Source organism: Pedobacter borealis DSM 19626, assembly GCF_000708285.2.
In the GTDB taxonomy this organism is placed as follows: Bacteria; Bacteroidota; Bacteroidia; order Sphingobacteriales; family Sphingobacteriaceae; genus Pedobacter; species Pedobacter borealis.
On the sequence record NZ_JAUG01000020.1, the window covers coordinates 32,642 to 56,933 of the forward strand.

A 24,292-nucleotide genomic window follows, 5' to 3' on the forward strand; every position below is an offset into this window, starting at 1 on the left:
GCTATTGCTCAATAGCCTTTGGAAGTATGAAATAACACTTTTTGACTAAAAAATGTTTGCAATCACATTTTAAGCATAGGGAAAAAACAATAAAAAGGCGATATTTGCGCCACGAAACATATTCTTTATAAATGAGCAAAAAGGGGATTTTACTGGTAAATTTAGGAACACCTGATAGTCCGGCAACGGCAGATGTTAAAAAATACTTAGATCAATTTTTAATGGACGAGCGGGTAATCGATATCCCTAAACTGAACAGGACATTATTGGTTAAAGGTATTATAGTTCCATTCCGTAGCCCTAAAACCGCTAAGCTATATAAAGAAATCTGGAACGAAAATGGTTCGCCGCTATTGTATTACAGCAAGCTACAGGCTAAAATGCTGCAGGAAAGATTGGTGGACGATTATCATGTAGAACTTGCCATGCGTTACCAAAGCCCATCAATAGAATCGGCGCTGGCAAACTTAAAAGCAGGTTTGGTAGAAAGTATTCAGGTAATACCAATGTTCCCTCAATATGCCTCTGCAAGTACAGGATCGGTAATGCAACTGGTAATGGAACTGGTGAGCAAATGGCCAACGGTTCCGCCAATCTCGTTTGTTAATTCATTCCATGATAACGAATTGATGATTAAAGTTTTTGCAGAAAATGCCAAAAAGCACCAGGTAGAAAGCTATGATCACGTGTTGTTCAGCTTCCATGGATTGCCTGAGCGTCAATTGTTAAAATGCGATCATACTGGAAGTTACTGTTTGAAAAGCGCCGATTGCTGTCAGACATTAAACGATACCAATAAATTCTGTTATTCTGCACAAGGACATGATACGGCCAGATTAATTGCCAAAGAATTAAATCTGTCAAAAGATCAATATACTGTTTGTTTCCAATCACGTTTAGGTAAAGAGCCTTGGGTGCAGCCCTATACTACCGATGTGTTGAAGAAATTGGCTGGCGAAGGTAAAAAACGTCTTTTGGTTTTTAGCCCTGCTTTTGTTGCCGATTGTTTAGAAACGCTTTACGAAATCACGGTAGAATACCACGAAGAGTTTAAGGCTTTAGGAGGCGAACATGTGCAGTTGGTAGAAAGCTTAAACGATAGCCCTGTGTTCATCGAGGCTTTGGCAGGCATGGTTAAATAGTTTAAATATGGCAAGCTTTATTATTTTAATGGGCGTTTCGGGAAGTGGTAAAACAGTAATCGGAAAAACTTTAGCCCCAATAATAAATGCCGAATTTATAGATGGCGATAACCTGCATTCACAGCGTAATGTTGATAAAATGGCTGCCGGAATTCCGTTAACAGATGCTGATCGTTTAGATTGGCTGCAACTGATTGCGAAAGTTGGCCGTGAGCACGTTGCCCATTGTACAAGCTGTATTATTGCTTGCTCTGCACTGAAGAAATCTTACCGCAATTTGCTAAGAACAGATAATGCATCAATCCGCTTTGTTTATTTAAAAGGAAGTTTCGGTTTAATCCACGATCGGATTGTTAAGCGATCTCATCAGTACATGCCTTCTAGTTTATTGAAAAGCCAGTTTGAAACATTGGAAGAGCCTCAGGCTGATGAACAAGATGTGATAACCGTTTCAATTGATCAGGGTATCTCCGAAATTGTGGAAGAAATTGCTAAGGTTAATCTGAGTTGAAGTAATCTGACCTGTATATTTTTATAATGCTTAAAATAATTGATTTTTTGATATGTATTTAGCATTTAAAGAATATGCTTTTTTGTCGTTTTTATTAAGAATACCCTTAGATTCTAATCTATTACAAAGGCTTCTTATTTTTCTGCCCAGAGTTTCATATTGTTTAGCAATTATTTTGTTGCCATTAATTTTTCTATATACCTCCGGGGTAATATCTGAGGCTTTAAGGGGTTTGTTATTAAATTTGTCAAATAAATAAATTATGTTCAAAATTTCTTTCGCAATAGAATCATACTGAATGTATTCGGTTCCAATAATTTCTTCCAGTTCTTCGAAAAAATTCATCTTTACCAAAACTCTATCCAAAATAAATATAGGAATTTCCTCCGTAGAAGATTCATGCTCGTAAATAAGCCTGGCCTGTTTTAATTGATCAATTACGGTGAAATGATTATTCCCTTCACTTAATAAAATTGTGAAATATCGTTGTTTGTTTAATACTTCAGATTTGTAGAAATAGGCTAAAACTGACTTATGTTCATCTGTTAAAACATTTTTTAGTTTGCTTGTAATGTAAAAATTAAATCCTTCAAGCCATGTTTCTATGCTATCATCTACTAGTTTTCCTGATGGTATTCTTAGGGTAATAGTTCCGTCTTTTAATTCATAAAAAGGTACATCAACTAAATTTTCAAGGCAGGCATTTACTAAAGAAGCCATTCCTCTACCTTGACTTTCTATTTTGTCGAAAACTTTTAAAACAGATGCCAATTTAGGGTTTTTACTTTCAGGAATTCCAGGAATTAATCTTCTAATCGGAATTTCAGTTTCAGTGTTAAGAAATTTTATTTTTTCTTTAAAAGCTCCTGGATTTTTTATTTCTATATGTTTATTAGGCTCAACAGTAACGGTTACAAAGTTATCCAACGTGTAATCCCGATGTGCCAATGCATTATTTATAGTTTCACGTATTAGTTGCTCGGGATATTCAGGTTCACTTTTACCCCCATCTCTAACTGTTCTTCCTATTTTAATATTCCCCCATATATATCTAAAAGTTTCTTCCATTAGGTTAATCACATCATTTCGGAATATTTTTTTATCTTTTCCGATATCAGAGCTTGTATCATAATAGCAATTTACCTCTGCTCTGGAAGATAGAAAATGAAATGGATCATCTCCACAAACAAGCATTCCTAGGGTTGTAATTTTTTCTCCAACTAAAAAATGTTGTTTAATTAAAAATGTTTTTGCTTTTGTAAGGCTAGATTTTAAGGTTTCAATTTTAATTTCTCTACTAAGTAAATCAACATATTTGTTTATTTTATCTATGCTTAAGTCTGTTATTGATGCGTTTTCAATAAAAGATAATTCTTTTGTATATTCTAAATCAGATTTATATTCTCTCTGCCTTTGCAGTTTTGATGCTGGAATTATTTTGTCTTGTGTAAGTTTTCGCTCAAAATAATTATCATTAAAACTTACAAACTTTTTATCATCAGATAGGGGATAAACAATAATAATTAAAACTTCACCATCCGAAAAATTTTCATAATCAAAATGTATATTGTCAGACAAATCAACTAGCGTTTTATGATCATCTTTAAAAGAGTCTACAGATAGTTGAACAACTTTACTCTCATTATTCCTGTCAAAGCCAGTGTATTTGTATTTTTTGTTCTTTTCATTAACTCCACAAATAATAACACCACCATCTGAATTTAAAAATGCGCAAACAGTTTCTTTTAATGATTTCCAATCATTCCCTGTTGATAAATCTTTTAATTCAATTTTTGATCTTTCAACATCAATAAACGAACCCTCTGCTATAGATTTTTCAATTTTTGCAAGAGCATCTTTTATGTATTCTGACTTCATAGTTTAATTAATATTCAAGAAAAATCACTGTATAATTTCTTTTATGTAAAATTAGCTTTTTTTAGGACTATTTATAAGATTTATAATCTGATCTGTTGCTCCTTTTTTATCCGCAACATATCTTTTGGCCTGCTGTGCAGCATCTTTATTTTCTGCAAAGCCCTCAAAAGCACTAGTTAATTCCTCAACAGCAGAAATACTTTTAGCTGCACCTATGGCAATTAAATCTTTTGCTTCCTGAAATTTATCATATTTCGGGCCGAAAATTACAGGCAAACCAAACGCTGCAGCTTCTAAAGTGTTGTGTATTCCCGTTCCAAAACCGCCACCAATATAGGCTACGTTTCCATATTGATAGAGAGAAGAAAGCATGCCGATGTTGTCTACGATGAGCGTTTGGTGTTCGGCGTTTGGCGTTTGATTAGACGAACTGAAAATTGAAAACCGCACACTGCCAGCTGAAAACTGTTTCTCGATGCTTTCGATATGGCTTTCGTGAATCTCGTGTGGAGCGATGATAAACTTCCAGTTAGGATATTTTTCAGGCAAAGCCGATAATATTTTTTCATCTGCAGGCCAGGTACTTCCGCAAACTAATGTAGGGGAGTTACCGATAAAGCTTTCGATCAGGCCAAGCTGTTTTGGCGATTGCGCATTTTCATAAACACGGTCGAAACGGGTATCGCCATTTATGGTTACATTATTTAGCCCAATCGACTTTAAAAGATTTTCGCTCTCTTTGTTTTGCACAAAAAAGTAAGTAACAGATTTTAAAATATTGCGGTAAAAGCCGCCGTACCATTTAAAAAATGCCTGGCTTTCTCTGAAAATCCCTGAAATCACATATAAAGGAATACCACGATCTTTTAACTCCCTAAAATAGAAATGCCAAAATTCGTATTTGGTGAAGATGGCCATTTCCGGATTAATGCTTGCTATAAAACGTTTGGCGTTGGCTGCGGTATCGATAGGGAGATAAAATACATCTGCCAGGGCATAATTTTTCCTGATCTCGTATCCTGAAGGCGAAAAAAAAGTAACTACAATTTTCTTAGCAGGATAAAGGGCTTTTAATTTTTCTAAAACTGGCCGGCCCTGCTCAAATTCGCCCAAAGAGGCAAAATGAAACCATATATGTTTTTCGCTCGGATTAATTTTCTGAGTAATTTGTGTATATACGTTTTTACGGCCTTTTATAAACAGCTTAGCTTTTGGATTAAATAATGAAAGTATCCTGATAAGCAAAGTGTAAAGCCGAATTCCGATTATGTAAAGCAAAAGCATTAGTGTAATTTCATATCTTCGTGCCAAGATAAAACGAATATATTTAAAAAGCTTAAAAATATATGGAGTCGTCGCAATTTGGCCTATCATTCAATACTATAAATAGACAGGTCGTGATTGCTCCCAAGCAGCTAAAAGTAACCGAGCTTACGAGCTTATTAAAACCGATGAAAAACAATTTAATATTGTTTAATAAATTATAACAGATGAAGATAGCCGTTATTGGTACCGGATACGTAGGTTTAGTTACCGGAACCTGTTTAGCAGAAACAGGAAATGATGTAATATGTGTTGACATTAATGAAGCGAAAGTAAAGCAGATGCAGGCTGGTGAAGTACCGATTTACGAGCCTGGTTTAGATCTTTTGTTCCATAGAAATATAGAACAGGAAAGGTTAACTTTTACGACAAATCTTGCAGATGCTGTAAAAGATGCGCAGATTATTTTTATGGCTTTGCCAACACCTCCAGGTGGAGATGGTGCTGCTGATCTTTCTTATATTTTAGGCGCTGCAAAGGATATTTCCAAACTGATTACTGAATATAAGGTCATCGTAAATAAATCAACTGTTCCGGTTGGAACGGCTGATAAAGTAAAGGCTGTTTTTGCTGAAAATACTTCAATTGAAGTAGATGTGGTATCCAATCCTGAGTTTTTAAGAGAGGGTGTAGCGGTTGATGATTTTATGAAACCAGACCGTGTGGTTTTAGGAACTAAGAGCGAAAGGGCGAAAAAGCTGATGGCTGAATTATACGGTCCTTATGTACGTCAGGGGAACCCAATTCTTTTTATGGATGAGCGTTCTTCTGAACTGACTAAATATGCGGCAAACTCTTTCCTCGCCACCAAAATCACCTTTATGAACGAGGTTGCCAACCTTTGCGAACTCGTAGGTGCTGATGTAGATTCGGTAAGAAGGGGTATAGGCTCTGATGATCGTATCGGTAAACGTTTCCTTTTTCCAGGGGTGGGTTACGGCGGTTCTTGTTTCCCGAAAGATGTTCAGGCGCTGGTAAAATCATCTGATGATTATGCTTATGATTTTCAGATCCTGAAATCGGTAATGGAGGTTAACGAAAGACAAAAAACAATCCTGGTTGATAAGGTGCTTAAATATTACAAAGGCGATATCAAAGCCAAACATTTTGCGCTTTGGGGACTGGCTTTTAAACCAGAAACCGACGATATCCGTGAGGCACCAGCCTTATATATTATTGATGCGCTGGTTAAAAACGGCGCAACCGTTACCGTGTTCGATCCAGAGGCAATGAACAATGTTAAAAATGTTATCGGCGATCAGGTAAACTACGCTAAAAACCAATACGAAGCTTTAGAAGGTGCTGACGCCCTGTTGATTGCAACTGAATGGTCGGTTTTCCGTAACCCTGATTTTGAGAAAATCGACAACATCTTGAAAAATAAAGTGGTTTTCGACGGTCGAAATTTATACGATTTGCAAAAAATGATCGATCTTGGCTATTATTATAACAGCATAGGTAGAAAACTATTAACCCCCTAGCCCCCTGAAGGGGAGACTAAGCAAAATGTGCAGTTTAAGGGCGTTTTTAAAAAAAGAATATGAACGAAAGAAAGGAAAAGTCCCCTTCAGGGGATTTAGAGGGTAAGAAGAGAATATTGATTACAGGTGCAGCGGGATTTTTAGGCTCGCATCTTTGTGATCGTTTTGTGAAAGAGGGTTATCATGTTATCGGAATGGATAACCTGATTACAGGCGATATGGCAAATATCGAACATCTGTTCAAGCTGGAGAATTTCGAGTTTTATAACCACGATGTTTCCAAATTTGTACATATTCCAGGTAAACTTCACTACATCTTACACTTTGCTTCACCTGCAAGTCCGATCGATTATCTTAAAATCCCAATCCAGACTCTGAAAGTAGGTTCGTTGGGTACGCATAACCTTTTAGGCCTTGCCAGGAATAAAAATGCAAGGATGCTGATTGCTTCAACTTCTGAAGTATATGGCGATCCGAATGTAAACCCTCAACCAGAGGAATATTGGGGAAATGTAAACCCGGTTGGTCCACGGGGTGTTTACGATGAGGCCAAACGTTTTCAGGAAGCTATCACCATGGCCTACCATACTTTCCATGGTGTAGAAACCAGAATTGTAAGGATTTTCAATACCTACGGGCCTCGAATGCGCCTGAATGATGGCCGTGTTTTACCTGCTTTTATCGGACAGGCTTTAAGAGGCGAAGATTTAACTATCTTTGGCGACGGAAGTCAGACACGTTCTTTCTGTTATGTTGATGACCTGATTGAAGGAATTTACCGTTTATTGATGAGCGATTATGCACAGCCGGTGAACATTGGTAATCCGGATGAAATCACCATCAAACAGTTCTGTGAGGAAATTATCAAACTTACCGGCACCACGCAGAAAATTGTTTATAAAGAACTTCCGCAAGATGATCCTAAACAGCGCAGGCCAGATATTACCAAAGCGAGAGAGCTATTGGGATGGGAGCCAAAAGTAGGCCGTGCCGAAGGATTGAAAATTACATACGAATATTTTAAATCATTGCCTGCAGAGGCTTTGGAGAAGATAGATCATAAAGATTTTACCACATTTAACCGTTAAAATGGCAAAAATATTAGTTACTGGTGGAACAGGATACATAGGTTCGCACACAGCAGTAGAGTTACATAACGCAGGATACGAAGTCGTAATTGTCGATAACCTTTCTAACTCGAACATCAAAATTTTAACCCAGCTTCATGCCATCACTGGCAAATGGTTCGATTTTCATGAAATCGATCTACAGGATGATAGAGCAGTTCAGGAATTTGCAGAAAACCATACCGATATTGATGGAATTATCCATTTTGCAGCATCAAAAGCTGTTGGCGAATCGGTAGAAAAACCTTTAAAATATTATAAAAACAATTTTTATGGTTTAATTAACCTATTAACTTCGTTTAACAGGAAGATTAATTTTGTGTTTTCTTCATCTTGTACCGTTTATGGTCAGCCAGAAACTTTACCAGTAACCGAAGCTGCACCAGTACAGAAAGCTGAATCTCCTTACGGAAATACCAAGCAGATTGCCGAAGAAATATTAGCAGAAACAGCAGCAGTAACACCCGCGTTAAATATTATCGCTTTGCGTTATTTTAACCCGGTTGGTGCACACGAAACCGCTTTAATTGGCGAGCTACCAAATGGTGTTCCTGCCAATCTTGTTCCCTTCATTACCCAATCGGCTATTGGCAAACGAGGTCCGATTACGGTTTATGGTGACGATTACAATACACCTGATGGTTCTGCGATTCGCGATTATATTCATGTAGTTGATCTGGCAAAAGCACACGTTGCAGCGATTAAGAAACTGGAAGAAGGAAATCCTAACGGTAATTACGATGTTTTCAATATTGGAACCGGTAAAGGTTCTTCAGTTTTAGAAATTATTGCAGCTTTCGAAAAAGTGAACGGAGAAAAACTTGAGTATAAAATCGGTCCAAGAAGGGCAGGTGATATTGTTCAGATTTATGGCGACGTACAAAAATCGAATAAAGAACTAGGCTGGAAAGCCAATCTTGATATCAATGAGATGATGCGCTCTGCATGGGAGTGGGAAAAATACATCAAGGCTAACCCTTTTTAAATGAAGTTATCGGAGCACAAAGATCTAAAAACTGCAATAACAGAATTGCCTGTCAAAGAAAAAGACAAGCTATTGCTGCGTTTGGTAGCCAAAGATAAAGTGCTTACAGAGCATCTTCATTATAAATTATTAGAAGATGAAACCGATTTGGAAGATCGGAAGGAGAGGATTAAAGCCGATGTAGAAGAACAGGTTCTGGAACTGAAAAAACTAAATGCCAAAGAGGCATTGGTAAAGGTTCGGAAGATGATCACCTCGGTTAATCATTTTTATAAAGTGACTAAGGATCCGGTTGGTGAGGTAGAATTGAAACTGTTTATCCTCAATGCCATCCCTTTTGATTATAAGAAATCAATTTTTGGTTATCGCGATTTTATGATGCTTTTTAGTATATTTTATTTAAAAACTGTCGCGGTAACCATAAATAAATTCAAAAAACTGCACGAAGACCTGCAGTTTGATTTAAGTGAAGACTTAAATAATTTGCTCGATAAAATCTATTCATCTAAATTAGCTGGTGCAGCAGAGGCAAGCAATTTGCCAAAAGAGATAAGTTAAAGCTATGATCTACCATTATGTTCGGATTATTTAAAAAGAAAAAAATAGCACCCGAATTTAATTTCTCTGGTATCGGTACAGATATGCATTCGCACATTATTCCAGGGATTGATGATGGTGCACAAACGCTTAAAGATTCTTTCCTTTTGGCCAAAAAATTTAAAGATCTGGGTTACAAGAAGCTAATCGCTACTCCGCACATCATGGCCGATTATTTTCGAAATACGCCCGATACCATTAACCGTGGATTAGACACGTTAAGAAAAGGTTTACAGGAAATGGAATTCGATCTGGAGGTTGATGCCGCTGCCGAATATTATCTGGATGAAACCTTAGAGAAAAAAATCAGGCAGAAAGAGGTTTTAACTTTTGGTGATAATTATCTTTTGTTTGAATTATCATATATAAACGCCCCTCAGAACCTGATCGATTTTATAAAGATGATGCAGGATGCCGGATATAAGCCTGTGTTGGCACATCCTGAACGGTACCCTTACTACTACAATTCTTTCGAAAGCTATCATCAGATCAGAGAAACCGGCTGCCTGTTACAAATGAACGGCATTGCTTTAACAGGTTATTATGGCGCTGGTGCAAAAAAAGTAGCAGGAGAAATGGTCGAAAATCATATGGTCGATTTTGTAGGCAGCGATATGCACCATTTAAAACACGCTGCAGCGCTCGAAGATAGTCTTAGTACGCCCTTAATGCAACAACTGCTTACTCAGTCTCAATTGAATAACGCATTGCTGTAGCAGGGTTAATTGTTTAAACTGTATAAATTGGTTAACTGTTTTATGAAATATGTTAAGCCAATTGTAGGTTTGCAGTTAACCAGTTTAAACAATTAACCGATTTAACATTACTCATACCTCAAGGCCTCTACAGGATCTAGTTTTGATGCCTTTTTAGCAGGATAATATCCAGATAGGATTCCTACAAATACACATAATACAAAACCACCAATAATAAACAACCAGGGAATTAAAAATGCGCCACCCATGGCCAGTGAGATCAGGTTTCCTAAAACTATTCCGAGAAAAATACCTAAAGCACCACCCATTAAACAGATTACTACGGCCTCGATCAAGAACTGGCGGCGAATTACCTTCGGGTTTGCGCCGATGGCTTTACGGATACCAATTTCGCGTGTACGTTCAGTAACCGAAACGAGCATGATATTCATTAAACCGATTGAAGCTCCAATTAGGGTAATAATTCCGATGGCAACACCACCAATAGCCACAAAAGCCAGATTTTCGAATAAAGTTTGAGCAATGGCATCACTCTTGGTAATCTCGAAATTATTGGTTTCGTTCACCTTTACCTTGCGGATATTTCTGAATAGTGCAGTAGATTCGCCAATAATGTTTTCCTGCATCTCATTGCTGGGTACCATTACGGTTATGGTGTAAGATGGATTGGCATTGGCGTTAATCTGTTTGGCTTTTAGCAAAGGCACATAAACAGCCCTATCGCCGCTAAAGCCCATACTCGATCCTTTTTTCTCCAATATGCCAACAATTTTAAAACGGTTATTACCTACATTGATCAGTTTGTCTAAAGGATCGGAATCTTTAAATAATTTTTCAACTACTTCGCCACCAACAATACAAACGTTGCTTCCTAGCTGTATTTCAGAAACACTAAAATTTCTTCCCTGCGATAAATTTAGACCTTGAGAGGCTAAGCCATTTTCGTCTATACCCTGAACATTGATGTTGGGATTGGTTTTTAAACTCCCGTATTTTATAGTAGAACCACCGCTGGCAAAAACACTTACGGCAACAGTTGCAGGTGTATTCAGACTATCTTTAAATTTAACGGCATCTTCGTAGCGGATGGCCTTAAAAGGTTTTGGGCGTTTGCCATTTCCAATTCTAATTCCTGTACCGCGGTTTCTGATGGTAAAAGAGTTTGTCCCCATGCTACTAAAAGCATCCGTCATACTTTTCTTTACAGCATCAAGAGTGGTTAAAATCCCAACCAAAGCCATTAAACCAATGGCAATAATTAAGGCGGTAAGCATAGTACGCAAGCGGTTCGCTTTAATAGATTCTAATGCCAGTCTGATGTTTTCTCTGTAATTCATTTATTGTAAGTATCAAGTATCGGATCAAGTATTGAGTATCAAGATGGGCTAACCCTATACCTTTTGCCTTCAACCTCTCTATGGGTAAAAATAAAAAAAGTCCCGATGTTTAGACAAGGGGACCGCACTATATGTTACAATAATATTTTATTTATGCCGAGAAACTCGTACCACAACCGCAGGTGCTGGTTGCGTTAGGATTAACGAAAGTAAAACCACGAGAATTTAATCCATCCTGCCAATCGATCATCATGCCCATTAAGTACATCTGGTGTGCTTTGTTCATAAAAACCTTGATACCATCTATAAAAAATTCCTGATCGCCATCTTTTTTCTGATCAAAACCTAAAACGTAATTCATGCCAGCACAGCCGCCACCTTCTACGCCAACACGTAATCCGTAATCTTCGCTTATCTCCTGCTGATCCTTTAATTTATATAACTCTTTGGTTGCTCCTTCAGAAAAAGTAACTGGTGCAAATGCTGTATCAACTGTTGTGCTCATGTTATTTAAATTTTATCTGTTACAAATATAAATAATAATGCACATTTTTGCTTTTAAGGGGCCGTTAATATTACCGTAATTAAACACTACTTATGAATACCCAACAAATTTTAGTTGATATAGTGATCTTATTTGCAGGCATTTTCTCTGCACTAATGGCTGTTTATTATATTTTAAAGAGCGATATCCAGCGTTTCTTTAACTTAAAAACCATCGAGTTGAACAAAGAAAGCCGGGCGCATATTTTGCCTTTGCGCTTGCAGGCTCACGAGCGTTTAATCCTATTTATCGATCGTATTAACCCTGCAAATTTGCTTGTTCGCCTGCATCAGCAAGGAATTGCCATTGCTACGCTGCAAGCAGGTATTTTAAATGAAATCCGCTCAGAGTACCAACATAATATTACCCAACAGTTGTATGTAGATAGTGTAACCTGGGTTGTGGTGCGTAAATTGAAAGATGATACGATTGCCATGATTAACAATGCAGTACAAGGTTTACCTGCTGATGCAAATGGAATTGAGTTGAGTAAAGCAATTTTACAGCACATGGCCAGTATTGATGAAAATCCTTACGATTTAACCATCGAACTGATCAAAAAGGATATTCATCAACTTTTTTGATAAGGTTAATAGTTTCAGTTGGTTAACTGAAATATGCACAGTTAACCAATTAACCAGTTTCAACAGTTAAGCAACTTCGCCGGACTAATGAACCAATGACCATTGAACTAATAAACTAACCGATTATGAGCGAAAAAAAGTACACCACCACTTCGGGTATTGAAATAAAAGCGCTGTATACCGAAGCGAAGCCAATGGAAGAGCTGCCTGGAGAATTTCCTTTTACCAGGGGAATCCAGAAGGATATGTACCGCGGTCGCTTGTGGACGATGAGGCAGTATGCTGGTTTTTCAACTGCTGAAGAGTCAAACAAGCGTTATCATTATCTATTGGCTCAGGGAACAACGGGGCTATCTGTTGCTTTTGATCTTCCAACGCAAATTGGTTATGATTCTGATCATGAAATGGCCGATGGAGAGGTGGGCAAGGTGGGGGTGGCTATCGATTCGTTAAAGGATATTGAAATTTTATTTGATGGTATTGAGCTGAAAGACATCACCACTTCGATGACGATTAATGCTACTGCTTCAATTTTATTGGCCATGTATATTGCGCTGGCTAAAAAACAAGGTGCAGATTTAAAACAAATTTCGGGGACGATACAGAACGATATTTTAAAAGAATATGCTGCAAGAGGCACATATATCTATCCGCCAAAGCAATCGATGCGTTTAATTACCGATATTTTTGAGTTCTGTAGCAATGAAGTACCGAAATGGAATACCATTTCTATATCTGGCTACCACATTCGAGAGGCTGGATCTACCGCTGTGCAAGAACTTGCTTTTACATTGGCTAATGGCAAAACCTATCTAAAAGCCGCTTTAGATAAAGGTTTAGATATTAATGTATTTGCGAAGCGGTTATCGTTCTTCTTCAATTGCCATAATAATTTCTTTGAAGAAATAGCGAAATTTAGGGCCGCAAGGCGGATGTGGGCAAAAATTACCAAAGATTTGGGTGCCACAGACGAAAAAGCACAGATGTTAAGGTTTCATACCCAAACAGGAGGCTCAACTTTAACGGCGCAACAACCTTTAAACAATGTAATCAGGGTAAGCAATCAGGCTATGGCTGCCGTTCTTGGCGGAACCCAATCCTTACATACCAATGGTTATGATGAAGCACTTTCGCTTCCAACCGAATCGGCTGCAAAAATTGCTTTACGTACCCAGCAGATCATTGCCTTCGAAAGCGGCGTTACCGACACCGTAGATCCATTGGCTGGATCGTTCTTTGTAGAAAGTTTGACCGATGAAGTAGAAGCTGCTGCCTGGGCTTATATCGACCGGATAGATGAAATGGGTGGCTCGGTTAATGCCATCGAAAGCAACTATATGCAAAATGAGATTGCTGATGCAGCTTACCAGTATCAAAAAGAAATCGAAAATGGCGAAAGAATCTCCGTAGGTGTAAATAAATTTACCCAGGAAGAAGAAGGCCTTACAGAGGTTTTTAATATTGATGATTCAATCCGCAAACTGCAATCTGAAAAATTAGAATATTTAAAAGCAACCCGCGATGGAGATGCTGTAGAAAAGGCATTGCAAAAGTTGAATGAAGCTGCTAAAGGCGAGAAAAATTTGATGCCGTTGATTATAGATGCCGTTGAAAAATATGCTACACTCGGCGAAATTGCAGATGTGTTTAGACGGACTTTTGGCGTTTATTGATAAACTTAACCTTCGTGGTTTTTGCGCTTTATTTCAGGATAAAATTAAAGGGATTCTGCTTTTAATTAAGTCTTGATAAAATGAACGAATATTTTGTTCATTGATCCTAAAATAATGAGTTAAGCTGTCGTAAAATTCATACAACAATAAGGCGAAATGAAATAATCTAATATTAATTTAAACGATCTGCTTAAATTAATATTAATTTATTTATCTTATGGCTTTGATTCTCAGTTTATTCGAGATTAAAAAAGACTAAAACGCGTAACTAGTGCCTAAAATGGCTTAGATTTTGCTTTTTCAACAGCTATTCGAAGTGATGGGGATGTATTGATGTTAAATTATGATTAATGTGGATAACCAGTGTTAACAAATAGTTATCAACATAAAAAATTGAGGTTAAGCGGGCTACTATATTCCTTATCAGTGCGTTACGATTTATTTGAAATTTTTGTTTAAAATGTTGATAATTTTCTCAATATTCGTAGTCCCTAAACGGACCATCCCTTTAATTCGAATAGGCACTGTAAACCAATAAATTATGGAAATCGCAATGGAAAAAACTTGTACAGAAGTATGGAAGAACTGTCTTCAAATTATTAAGGATAACATTCCGAGCCAAAGTTTCAAAACTTGGTTCGAGCCAATAACAGCCCTTAAATTGGAAGGTAAGGTTTTAACTATACAGGTGCCAAGTTTGTTCTTTTACGAATGGCTTGAAGAACATTATGTAGGCTTGCTTCGCAAGACTGTAAAAAAACAACTTGGAGAGGATGGCAGGTTGGAATATAACATCGTTGTAGATAAATCATCAAACAGCGGTAATCCTTATACTACCAATATGCCCTCAAATGGAAATGGAGCGGAGGCAAAGGTACAATCGATGCCGATTCCGGTTTCCATTAATAAGGATATTAAAAACCCATTTATTATCCCTGGATTAAAAAAATTAAATGTTGATCCACAATTAAACTCTAACTATACTTTCGAAAATTATATTGAGGGAGATTGCAACCGCTTGGCGCGTTCTGCAGGTTACGCTGTAGCTGCTAAACCAGGAGGTACATCTTTTAACCCGCTAATGATTTACGGTGGAGTAGGCTTGGGTAAAACACACTTGGCTCAAGCGATCGGTAACGAGATTAAACGCAGCATGCCAGATAAGTTGGTGATCTATGTAAGCTGTGAGAAATTCTGCCAGCAGTTTGTAGATTCATTAAAAAACAACACCATTAACGATTTCGTTAATTTTTATCAGGCAATGGATGTGATCATTATGGATGATGTACACAACTTTGCTGGTAAAGAAAAAACACAGGATATTTTCTTCCATATTTTCAATCACCTTCACCAATCGGGCAAACAGGTAATCTTAACATCTGATAAAGCACCGAAAGATTTAGCTGGTTTGGAAGAGCGTTTGTTAAGCCGTTTCAAATGGGGTTTATCTGCAGATTTACAGATTCCTGATCTGGAAACACGTATTGCCATTTTAAGAAAGAAAATGTATGCTGATGGTATTGAGTTACCAGGAGAGGTGGTAGAATATGTTGCACATAACATTGATAACAATGTGCGTGAGTTAGAGGGGGCTATGGTATCTCTGTTGGCACAAGCTACATTGAATAAAAAAGAAATTGATTTAGCCCTTGCTAAGCAAATGTTAAAAAACTTCATTAAAAATACTTCTAAAGAAATTTCAATGGAGTACATCCAGAAATTGGTTTGCGAGTATTTTGAGGTTCCTGTTGATATGGTTAAATCGCAAACACGTAAACGAGAAATTGTTCAGGCACGTCAGATTTCGATGTACCTTTCTAAAAGTCATACTAAATCATCGTTGAAAACAATTGGTGCTTTCTTCGGTGGCCGCGATCACAGTACCGTAATTTATGCTTGCCAAACTGTAGAAGATTTAATCGATACCGATAAAAAGTTTAAAGCTTACGTACACGATATCCAAAAGAAATTAAAAATGAGCTAAACTAAGTTCAGAACTGAAAGGTAGAAGGGGTTAAATAAAATCTTTCGTTCATGTTCAAAAGTTTATGCAAAAAACAAAGGGGCTGTCCGAAAAGGTCTAACAGCCCCTTTTTTATTCGGGTACCTGATGGAGAAATTTTTCATACAGCCGATTCTCAGACGTAAGATTTTCCTTTTTGGACACCCTCTTCGTTTTGATGTGTTTTTTAAAAAATTAAAGTTTTTCCACTTCAGCTAAGCCATATAATAAGGCCGCAACATGTAATGCCTGGGGTATTTTATTGTCTTTTATCAGTTGCTTTACTTCCTCAACAGTATATTCTTCAACATTTAATATTTCATGTTCATCTAAATGCTGTTCATGTGTTTTAATACCACCTGTTAAGAAGTAGGTGAAGGTTTTGTTGTTTGATGTTGCCGGATTAGGGTAAAGCTCGGCAATAAGTTTGCAGGTTTTAAAACTGTAACCTGTTTCTTCTAGGAGTTCACGTTTAACTGCAAACTCCGGCGCTTCATCGCCATCAATTACACCACCTGGAACCTCGAGTGAAACAATATGAGCTGCATGGCGGTACTGGCGCACCATGATTATTTTTCCTGCTTCTGTTAATGCAATTGCATTAACCCAGTTTGGATACTCTAAAACATAATAGTCGTCTTTTATAATACCATCAGGAAGCTTAACTTCGTCTACCCGTAAGGTAGCCCACTTTTCTCTTACTAAATATTTAGAGGCAATTCTCTGCCACTTTTCTATAATCATCTATTTACATTGTTTTGTTTAGTGCCATGCGCGTGGCGTTTAGCGCAAATACTGTTGTATCGTTTTCTGACGGTGCAAGTTTACCAAATGTACGATCTTGTGCCGATCTGACAGGTATTGATAGACTAAATTCAGTTTTGGCGCGAACATTTGGTTTCTATCAGGACTTGTACCTAATTCGTAATATAAGAATTCGCTGAGCGAGTCGAGTTTTTCGGGAGGGAGGTTGCCTTCGGCTAACCAATTTTCAAAAACCGAAAGATCTTCATTTTCCAGAATTTCTTTTGGCAATTGAAAGCCGCCTTCCATGGTTTCGTCAAAAAGTTGATTGGCCTCGGCCAGCTTGCCTTCTAACTTTAAGCCCATAATACGGGCCAAAACCTGTGCAAGTTTCTGTATTTCTGCTGTGATTAAATCTCTTCTGTACATTATTGTCGTAATGTTTTAATCTGTTGGAAAGTTGTAACGTTCAAAAAGGAACAGATTCTAACTTATGGACTATGGACTATGGACTATGGACTATGGACTATGGACTATGGACTACCAGCTTCCGCTGCTTCCACCACCGCCAAAGCTTCCTCCGCCAAAACCACCGAATCCACCGCCGCCTCCACCAGAAGAACCGCCTCCCCAGCCACCGCTGCTTCGGCCGCCACCGCCACCGCTTCCAAAAAGCATAGCCCAGAACAAAGCGTTAGATGCACCCCGACTACCAATTACCTCGCTGCCACCTCCACCACCTTTTCGCATGATGATGATGATCACAATTATGATAATGATAATAATAATGATACTGCCCGAGCCGCCTTTCTTTGAAGAAGCTTTTGGACTATCATTTTTATATTCACCCCTCGTATATTTTATAATAGAAGTAGTACCCTCATCTAAGCCGGCGTAATAATTTCCTGCTCTAAAATTGGGTTTAATATCGTTATCAATAATACGCTTGGCATAAATGTCGGGCAGCGCACCTTCTAAACCATAACCCGTTTGAATAGAGATTTTTCGATCGCCAACAGCCACAACAATCATAATACCGTTGTTTTTGCCACTTTGGCCAACTCCCCATTTTCTGCCCAGCTCAACGGCGTATTCGTTAATATCATAATCGCCTACAGATTTTAATATTGCTATGGCAATCTGTGTTGATGACGAATCATTAAAAGCCACTAATTTAGTTTCCAGTTGCTGCTTTTGATCGGCTGATAACACATTAGCGTAATCATTAACCAAAGTATTGGGTTTCTCTGGAAAATCCTGTGCAAAGGCGAAAGTGAATAATAAACTCAGTAACGAGAAAAGGAATATTTTCTTCATCGCTTATTTCTGCTCTAGATTGTCCATAAAAACGATATCATTTGGCAATTCATTAATGTCGCCTTTTTGAGGAGGGAAGAACAGGGCTAGTTTTTCTCCGGCCAATGCTACGCCCGCAATAATGCCATCAGCTAAATTGCCTTTTGCAAAGTGTGCAGTCATCGCTATTTTGGCTGTTTCCCAAAAATTTTCTGGGACTACCTGGTTAATACCTACATCACCAATAATGGCAAACTTATGATCGGCATGCGCCAGGTAAATCAGTACCCCATTTCTTTTGGCTGTTTTGTCCATATCCAGCTTGGTAAAATACTCGATAGCTTTTTCGTATGGGTCACCCGCGCAGTGTTTGTCAATAGCAATCCTAATTTCTCCAGATGTTGCTCTTTCTGCATCTGAGATCGCGTTTGCTATTTTTTCTTGTTCAATATCTGAAAATAACGACATGTGTTTATTTTGTATGAAGTAAAAAGGGTAATAAATGCTTAATTAATAAACATTCACTACCCTTATATATTGTGTTAAGAATATTAAAATTCTACTTTAGGTGCATCTTTTGCGGTAGCATCGGCCTCGAAATATCCCTTAGCTTTAAAGCCGAACATACCAGCTGTTAAATTGGTTGGGAACGATCTGATTTTGCCATTGTACTCTTGCACAGCATCGTTAAAATCTTTACGGGCAACAGTAATCCTGTTTTCAGTACTTTCTAACTGCGCTGATAAATCACTGAATTGCTGGGTAGCCCTTAGTTCAGGGTAATTTTCGGTAATCGATAATAATTTACCCAAAGCCTGGCTCAATTGTCCCTGAGCAGCCTGGTATTTTTGGATGTTTTCTGGTGTCAGTTCATCAGCTTTAACCGTCATCTGTGTTGCTTTTGCACGTGCTTCGGTTACGGCAGTTAAAGTACCCTGTTCAAATTTAGCCGCTCCTTTTACAGTAGCTACCAGGTTCGGAATTAAATCTGCTCTTCTTTGATATTGGGTTTGCACAGTTCCCCATTTCGATTTAACGTTCTCATCAAGTTTAACCATGCTGTTGTATCCGCATGAACTTAAAGTACTCACTGCAATAACTGCAGCTAAAATTCCAAATATTAATCTTTTCATTTTTATGGTTTTTGTCTTTTTAATAGAATTGATTTATGGTCAATTTACGAATTAGATATCAAATTGCATGCCTTTGTTACAGTTTCGGTATTTATCTGACAGGTTGACAAGCCACTCATTGAATTTAATGAGATGATATTGGCATTTTTTTGTTTTGGAGCGCAGTGCTTTTCGCTTTTTTTTACGTTGGTCCCGCTCTGCACTTTATCCCGATAGAAAACCTGTGAAACAAGCAAGCACACCAAAATATAACATAAACCGGTGCTTAAATCGGGGATGTCCGCTTCGATCGGGGCTAGGTACTTTGGGCTGTGCCACAGAAAAGAGACATAGTAGCAAAGAAATAACCTAATTAAACCCGATCGAACGGATCCCGACGTAAAGTCGGGAGGAGGTAGGGCAGGAAGAAAAAGACCTATGGAATACTGCAATTGCTTTCCAAATAAATATTTTCTAAGAGAGCAAATGAATTTATTATGCATTTTTAACGGAGGGCTAAATTTTATTAATTATTCTTGATAGTTGCCTATCTTTGTAGCGTTCGGGATAAAAACCTGACATGATATGCAAAAAGACATCGAAATTACGCTGCTCCCGCACGAGGTAGAGCAAACAGAGGTGATTAAGCAGAAACTGGCTGAAGCGCTAAAATTACCTGGCTCAAGAATTAAAGGCTATGAAATCCTGAAAAGATCGATAGATGCCCGCTCGAGAAAAGTATTATTCAGACTTCAGGTAAAGGTTTTTGTAGATGAGGAAGCCACTCCCGAAGTATATACTATTCATTATAAAAATGTAAGCGACGCGAAGCCTGTGATTATTATCGGGGCTGGCCCCGCGGGCTTGTTTGCAGCTTTGCAGTGTATTGAGAATGGATTAAAGCCCATTATTATCGAACGTGGTAAAGATGTAAAACAACGCCGGAGAGATTTGGCTGCTATAAACAAGCAGGGTTTAGTGAATACAGAATCTAATTATTGTTATGGTGAAGGTGGAGCCGGAACCTATTCGGATGGTAAACTGTATACCCGTTCCAATAAACGGGGCGATATTAATAAAGTGCTCCAGGTTTTTGTAAACCATGGGGCAGAAGCCGATATTGCTATCGATGCCCGTCCACATATAGGTACCAACAAACTTCCGCATATTATTACTTCCATAAAAGATACGATCCTGAATGCTGGTGGCGAGGTGATGTTCGATAGTCGTATGACTGATATTTTGATCGAATTCGGAAAAGTAAAAGGAATTGAGATAAATTTTGAAGAAAAGTTGTTCGCTGATGATATTATCTTGGCAACTGGTCATTCTGCCAGAGATGTGTACGAATTGTTGAACAGTAAAAATATTCTGATTGAGGCTAAACCATTTGCTTTAGGCGTACGGATTGAGCATCCTCAGGAAATCATCGATTCAGCCCAGTATCATTGCGATATTAGATCGGAATTTTTACCGCCTGCTTATTACAGTTTGGTAGAGCAGGTTGGTAGCCGTGGGGTATTTTCTTTTTGCATGTGCCCTGGAGGTATAATTGCGCCTTGTTCTACGGGCGAAAATGAAATCGTGGTAAATGGCTGGTCGCCATCTAAGCGGAATAATCCTTATGCCAATTCTGGAACGGTGGTACAGGTTACTTTAAACGATGTTCAGGGTTACGATCCGCTTAGAATGTTGCATTTCCAATCGGAGATTGAAAAAATGGCTTTTGAGGCCGGTGGTGGAAACCTGGTTGCTCCAGCCCAGCGCATGGTTGATTTTGTGAACAATAACTTATCGATCGATCTACCAAAGAACTCCTATCTTCCAGGCACCAAAAGTTCTATGCTGGATAATATTTTACCCGATTTCGTATCAGATAGTTTACGCGTAGCATTACCGTTATTCGGGAAAAAGATTAAGGGATATTATACAAATGAAGCTATTTTGGTAGGGGTAGAGAGTAGAACATCATCACCGGTTAGAATTCCGAGAGATAAAGAGACTTACCAGCACCCTCAGGTAAAAGGTTTATATCCTTGTGCCGAAGGCGCAGGTTATGCCGGTGGAATTGTATCGGCAGCAATAGATGGTATTAACTGTGCAAATGCAATATTAAACGCATCTTAACAAACTTTATATTGCCCCAATTGTTGTTTAGGTATGTTTAATATCACGAACGAAATTAAAAAGGCATTTAATGGCGATGCCTGGCATGGTAACCATGTAATGCAAACCTTAAATAACGTTAATCCTGAAAGTGCGTTTAGCCATTTTGTACCGGGGGCGCATTCTATTGCCGAAATCGCCCTGCATTTAACTGCTTGGACAGAAGAAGTTACCTCAAGATTGAGTGGGAAACCTGCTGCAGAACCCGCAATGGGCGATTGGCCTGTGCCCGAAAGTAGAACGCCTAAAGCTTGGGAACGCATTATCTTTAATTTTAAAATTGCTAATGAAGAACTCATCCGCTTGTGCGAAAGCATGAAAAATAACCAATGGAATGATGAAGTAAAGAGTGAGCGGAACCCGGCGTTGGGAACTGGCGTAACCAATGCAGAGCTTTTAAGTGGTTTGGCACAACACCATGCCTACCATTCTGGTCAGATCGCTTTGCTTTCTAAATTTTAATAGTTAATCCGTGTAATCTCTCCATCTGTGTAATCAATTTTAAAATGAAGAAGACACTTATTATCGGCGCGTCGCCAAACCCATCCAGATATGCTTATAAAGCAGCCAATATGCTCACGCGCTTCAATCACGAAATTGTTAACGTGGGCATAAAAAAAGGAGAGGTTGCAGGCGTTGAAATTGAAAAACCGGATCAGATCCATACCGATATAGATACCATAACTTTATATATTGGCCCATCTTTACAGGCGCAATATCACGATTATATCCTGGCAACCAAGCCCAGTCGGGTAATTTTCAACCCTGGAACTGAAAATGATGAGCTCGAAAAATTATTGGATCAGCACAATATCGAACCTGTTGAAGCCTGTACTTTGGTATTGCTAAGCACAGGGCAATATTAAAATCTATATACCACGCCCCAGTTTACATAATCTGCCTGCGCAAAGTGCATATAGGTTTTGGCCTGCAAGCCAATGTGCGGCGTAATATTAAAAGTAGGTCCGAAGGTCCAGTACCAGGTCGCTTTATCCATCAACCTATTGTAGTGGATGTATTTGCCAATCTGAGCCGCAACAGTTACACGCCATAAGTTGATATCAGCACCGATACTGATCCCAGTACGCCATTTATCATACGAAGTGCCATAGTTCTGAAAGGTTGCTCCATAATTATCCGGGTCAAATACAGTATAATAATAAACAGCATCCGCACCGGCCTTAAGCGATAGCACATCATTTAGGTAAAAATTATAACCTGCATATAACCCGCTTTTGTATAAGCTTTTGTTCCTGTTCGCAAATACGCCCCTCGCGCCTAAACCCGCACTAAGCTCGATTGAGTTACGCTGTAAAGTAGTGTAGGGGCTTTTCCGCTCAACAGTTAATGTTTTTGGGTTGTTTAATTTAAGCCCGATGTAAACATTTCCGGTGTTCAAACCCCCATTGGGTACAGTAGCCCCTCCATTCGATACGTGTAAAAAACCGAAACCTACTAACAGATCCGCATATTTACTTATTGGCAGCTCCATTCCTAAATCAGCTTTAATGGTTTCATTAATCGGGCTTCCCAAAAATCGGTTTTTGGTATTGTTAAAGTAATACTTGTTCGTGTAGCCTAAGCCAACGCCTGGCGTAAAATTAAATTTAGCTTTTCCGACTTTGAATAGCTGAAAATCCATCTGTGCCACTAAGCCATATACCTGCCCAAAAGCATGGGCTGATGTATCTTTTGTACCCTTTAGTTTGCTCAGATCTCTAAAAATAAAACCGATTCCGTAAGATTTAGCACCACCAAACCCAATCCATTTATCGCTGTTTTGGCTGATGTCTTTAAAATATGCCGCATCAAATCCAGTAATCTGGTCCTGAAACAGATGCCCCTGATCATTATTTACATGTGTGCCAAATATGGGCTTAATAATAATCGAATGATTTTCGGGAGCAATTTGAGCCTTGGCAAATGCGCAGCCCGTAATAACGAGAATAAAAGAGAGTAGTTGTTTTTTCATTAACTTTTACTAAAACGGTAAGCAAGACTATAAAAGGCATAGCGGTAGCCTGTAGCGCTGTTTTTAACTTCGTTCGAAGTAAAAGTAGCAGTATAATTGGCTGTCCAGCGTGCAATGGCGAAAGTTAAACCCACCTGCGTGGTAAAAACAATTGGCTTAGGCTTAAAAGTGATCGGCCCTTTATCATTCAAAAATAAGCCTCCCTGCAAACTGGAGTCGAACGCAACAGCATGTAACTGAGGGCTAACCGAAAGGAAAAGTTCGTACTTGCGTTGCGATTTGTTCGGATGGTTATTGCTCACCAAGCTGTTAAAAGCCGATGAACCATCCATATCGTTAAATTTGCCCAAGCGTAACATTGCGCCGAGATTTGCTTTTGTAATCACATTACCAACTGCTGCTGAAGTTATTCCCGTAATATCGAATATTTTATTGTTTGTACTCACTAAAAGCTTATTGTACTCTACCCCCAGGTTTAATGTTGGTTCGCTGTTTAAACCGTATTCCCATCCTTCGATCTGATTTTGACCAACCAGTTTATGAAATGCTTTTTGAATCTCTTCACCCAAAGCATCTTTTCCAGTAAGTCCAATCTGCGCAGAAACCTTAAGCATCTGTTTATTTGCGTAAAACCGACTATAATTTGCCTCGCCATAAAGGTATGCCGTAAAAGGGCGGTCGTGCAGGGCGGGGTTTGGCACAAAGCTGTAATACGGATTGTATATTTTTTGGCCAAGCTCAAATCCGATAATTTCTTTGCTTCTCCCTGCTTTTAAGTTCTCCCCGTTCAGGGCATGCCTATATTTGATAAAAGCACCATTTGTATAATAGCGGTCGCTGGTAATATCAATATAAGCATCGTTCTCAGAGATAACAACAAGCTCATTTTTATAATTTTGCGCATAACTGATTTCCGCTATGCCGATAAATAGCAGAGAAAAGTATAGTTTGAGCATCAACTTCATTTATATGGATGGTTTAATAAAGCCATAAAAGTATTAATTATTGTTTAAAAATTCGATACGATGCTTGCCAATTGCACACGAGTCTTCCGAAGTTTGAAACGGCTGGGCGCGGGAGAAAACTTCGGAAGTCTATTCAG

General features: G+C 38.5%; 24 protein-coding genes. 13 read left to right on the forward strand and 11 right to left on the reverse strand.

Annotated elements, in window-relative coordinates:
• Positions 1-131 precede the first annotated feature (131 nt).
• Positions 132-1,142 carry a ferrochelatase gene (gene hemH, locus AW17_RS08120; RefSeq protein ID WP_029275633.1) on the forward strand — a complete coding sequence of 337 codons (1,011 nt, stop codon included), beginning with the start codon at positions 132-134 and terminating at the stop codon, positions 1,140-1,142.
• Between the two features lie 7 nt (positions 1,143-1,149).
• On the forward strand, positions 1,150-1,653 hold the full coding sequence (locus tag AW17_RS08125; RefSeq protein WP_029275634.1) for a gluconokinase: 504 nt from the start codon (positions 1,150-1,152) through the stop codon (positions 1,651-1,653).
• Between the two features lie 30 nt (positions 1,654-1,683).
• On the opposite strand, the gene AW17_RS08130 is transcribed toward AW17_RS08125, so the two are convergent.
• Together AW17_RS08130 and AW17_RS08135 are read right to left on the reverse strand one after the other, a co-directional pair.
• Positions 1,684-3,531, reverse strand: a complete 1,848-nt coding sequence (locus AW17_RS08130) for an RNA-binding domain-containing protein (protein ID WP_029275635.1) — start codon at positions 3,529-3,531, stop codon at positions 1,684-1,686.
• Between the two features lie 51 nt (positions 3,532-3,582).
• Entirely contained in the window at positions 3,583-4,815 is a 1,233-nt protein-coding gene (locus AW17_RS08135) for a 3-deoxy-D-manno-octulosonic acid transferase (RefSeq protein ID WP_029275636.1), read from the reverse strand.
• Positions 4,816-5,021: 206 nt separating this feature from the next.
• On the opposite strand from AW17_RS08135, the gene AW17_RS08140 reads away from it, so the two are divergent.
• From AW17_RS08140 to AW17_RS08160, 5 genes are read left to right on the forward strand one after another with little or no spacing between them, the layout of a single operon-like run.
• Complete coding sequence (locus tag AW17_RS08140; protein ID WP_029275637.1) at positions 5,022-6,335, forward strand: UDP-glucose dehydrogenase family protein; 1,314 nt, start codon at positions 5,022-5,024, stop codon at positions 6,333-6,335.
• A 59-nt stretch (positions 6,336-6,394) separates the two neighbouring features.
• A complete protein-coding gene (locus AW17_RS08145; RefSeq protein WP_051691702.1) occupies positions 6,395-7,423 on the forward strand; it encodes a UDP-glucuronic acid decarboxylase family protein in 1,029 nt (342 codons plus the stop codon).
• A gap of 1 nt (position 7,424) precedes the next feature.
• Positions 7,425-8,447 carry a UDP-glucose 4-epimerase GalE gene (gene galE, locus AW17_RS08150; RefSeq protein ID WP_029275639.1) on the forward strand — a complete coding sequence of 341 codons (1,023 nt, stop codon included), beginning with the start codon at positions 7,425-7,427 and terminating at the stop codon, positions 8,445-8,447.
• On the forward strand, positions 8,448-9,005 hold the full coding sequence (locus tag AW17_RS08155; RefSeq protein ID WP_029275640.1) for a hypothetical protein: 558 nt from the start codon (positions 8,448-8,450) through the stop codon (positions 9,003-9,005).
• A gap of 17 nt (positions 9,006-9,022) precedes the next feature.
• On the forward strand, positions 9,023-9,760 hold the full coding sequence (locus AW17_RS08160) for a tyrosine-protein phosphatase (RefSeq protein WP_029275641.1): 738 nt from the start codon (positions 9,023-9,025) through the stop codon (positions 9,758-9,760).
• 107 nt (positions 9,761-9,867) lie between these two features.
• On the opposite strand, the gene AW17_RS08165 is transcribed toward AW17_RS08160, so the two are convergent.
• Both AW17_RS08165 and AW17_RS08170 read right to left on the reverse strand, forming a co-directional pair.
• Positions 9,868-11,097, reverse strand: coding sequence for an ABC transporter permease (locus tag AW17_RS08165; RefSeq protein ID WP_029275642.1), 1,230 nt, complete (start codon positions 11,095-11,097; stop codon positions 9,868-9,870).
• A 151-nt stretch (positions 11,098-11,248) separates the two neighbouring features.
• Positions 11,249-11,602 (reverse strand): HesB/IscA family protein, encoded by a 354-nt coding sequence (locus tag AW17_RS08170; RefSeq protein ID WP_029275643.1) that lies wholly within the window; start codon positions 11,600-11,602, stop codon positions 11,249-11,251.
• Positions 11,603-11,694: 92 nt separating this feature from the next.
• Between AW17_RS08170 and AW17_RS08175 the strand changes: the two genes are divergently transcribed.
• The 3 genes from AW17_RS08175 (at position 11,695) to dnaA (ending at position 15,882) form a co-directional block, all read left to right on the forward strand.
• Positions 11,695-12,225 (forward strand): DUF7935 family protein, encoded by a 531-nt coding sequence (locus AW17_RS08175; protein WP_029275644.1) that lies wholly within the window; start codon positions 11,695-11,697, stop codon positions 12,223-12,225.
• Between the two features lie 125 nt (positions 12,226-12,350).
• Entirely contained in the window at positions 12,351-13,898 is a 1,548-nt protein-coding gene (locus AW17_RS08180; protein WP_029275645.1) for an acyl-CoA mutase large subunit family protein, read from the forward strand.
• A 553-nt stretch (positions 13,899-14,451) separates the two neighbouring features.
• Positions 14,452-15,882 carry a chromosomal replication initiator protein DnaA gene (gene dnaA / locus AW17_RS08185; RefSeq protein ID WP_029275646.1) on the forward strand — a complete coding sequence of 477 codons (1,431 nt, stop codon included), beginning with the start codon at positions 14,452-14,454 and terminating at the stop codon, positions 15,880-15,882.
• 213 nt (positions 15,883-16,095) lie between these two features.
• Here dnaA and AW17_RS08190 read toward each other — a convergent pair whose 3' ends face one another.
• From AW17_RS08190 to AW17_RS08210, 5 genes are all read right to left on the reverse strand, one after another.
• Complete coding sequence (locus tag AW17_RS08190; RefSeq protein WP_029275647.1) at positions 16,096-16,644, reverse strand: NUDIX hydrolase; 549 nt, start codon at positions 16,642-16,644, stop codon at positions 16,096-16,098.
• 39 nt (positions 16,645-16,683) lie between these two features.
• Entirely contained in the window at positions 16,684-17,073 is a 390-nt protein-coding gene (locus tag AW17_RS08195) for a hypothetical protein (protein WP_029275648.1), read from the reverse strand.
• A gap of 111 nt (positions 17,074-17,184) precedes the next feature.
• Positions 17,185-17,961 (reverse strand): TPM domain-containing protein, encoded by a 777-nt coding sequence (locus tag AW17_RS08200; RefSeq protein WP_029275649.1) that lies wholly within the window; start codon positions 17,959-17,961, stop codon positions 17,185-17,187.
• Between the two features lie 3 nt (positions 17,962-17,964).
• The gene (locus tag AW17_RS08205; RefSeq protein WP_029275650.1) at positions 17,965-18,408 is read right to left on the reverse strand and encodes a TPM domain-containing protein; all 444 of its coding nucleotides are present in this window, start codon (positions 18,406-18,408) and stop codon (positions 17,965-17,967) included.
• A gap of 83 nt (positions 18,409-18,491) precedes the next feature.
• On the reverse strand, positions 18,492-19,073 hold the full coding sequence (locus AW17_RS08210; protein WP_029275651.1) for a LemA family protein: 582 nt from the start codon (positions 19,071-19,073) through the stop codon (positions 18,492-18,494).
• Between the two features lie 564 nt (positions 19,074-19,637).
• Here AW17_RS08210 and AW17_RS08215 point away from each other — a divergent pair.
• From AW17_RS08215 to AW17_RS08225, 3 genes are read left to right on the forward strand one after another with little or no spacing between them, the layout of a single operon-like run.
• On the forward strand, positions 19,638-21,179 hold the full coding sequence (locus tag AW17_RS08215; protein WP_029275652.1) for an NAD(P)/FAD-dependent oxidoreductase: 1,542 nt from the start codon (positions 19,638-19,640) through the stop codon (positions 21,177-21,179).
• Between the two features lie 33 nt (positions 21,180-21,212).
• Positions 21,213-21,680 (forward strand): DinB family protein, encoded by a 468-nt coding sequence (locus tag AW17_RS08220; RefSeq protein ID WP_029275653.1) that lies wholly within the window; start codon positions 21,213-21,215, stop codon positions 21,678-21,680.
• Positions 21,681-21,724: 44 nt separating this feature from the next.
• Positions 21,725-22,084, forward strand: a complete 360-nt coding sequence (locus AW17_RS08225) for a CoA-binding protein (protein WP_029275654.1) — start codon at positions 21,725-21,727, stop codon at positions 22,082-22,084.
• Here AW17_RS08225 and AW17_RS08230 read toward each other — a convergent pair.
• Positions 22,081-23,190: an acyloxyacyl hydrolase gene (locus AW17_RS08230; protein WP_029275655.1), complete on the reverse strand. Its 1,110-nt coding sequence runs from the start codon at positions 23,188-23,190 to the stop codon at positions 22,081-22,083. The genes AW17_RS08225 and AW17_RS08230 overlap by 4 nt on opposite strands.
• Positions 23,190-24,146 (reverse strand): lipid A deacylase LpxR family protein, encoded by a 957-nt coding sequence (locus tag AW17_RS08235; RefSeq protein WP_167343650.1) that lies wholly within the window; start codon positions 24,144-24,146, stop codon positions 23,190-23,192. Before AW17_RS08235 ends, AW17_RS08230 begins: the two co-directional genes overlap by 1 nt.
• Positions 24,147-24,292: the final 146 nt, after the last annotated feature.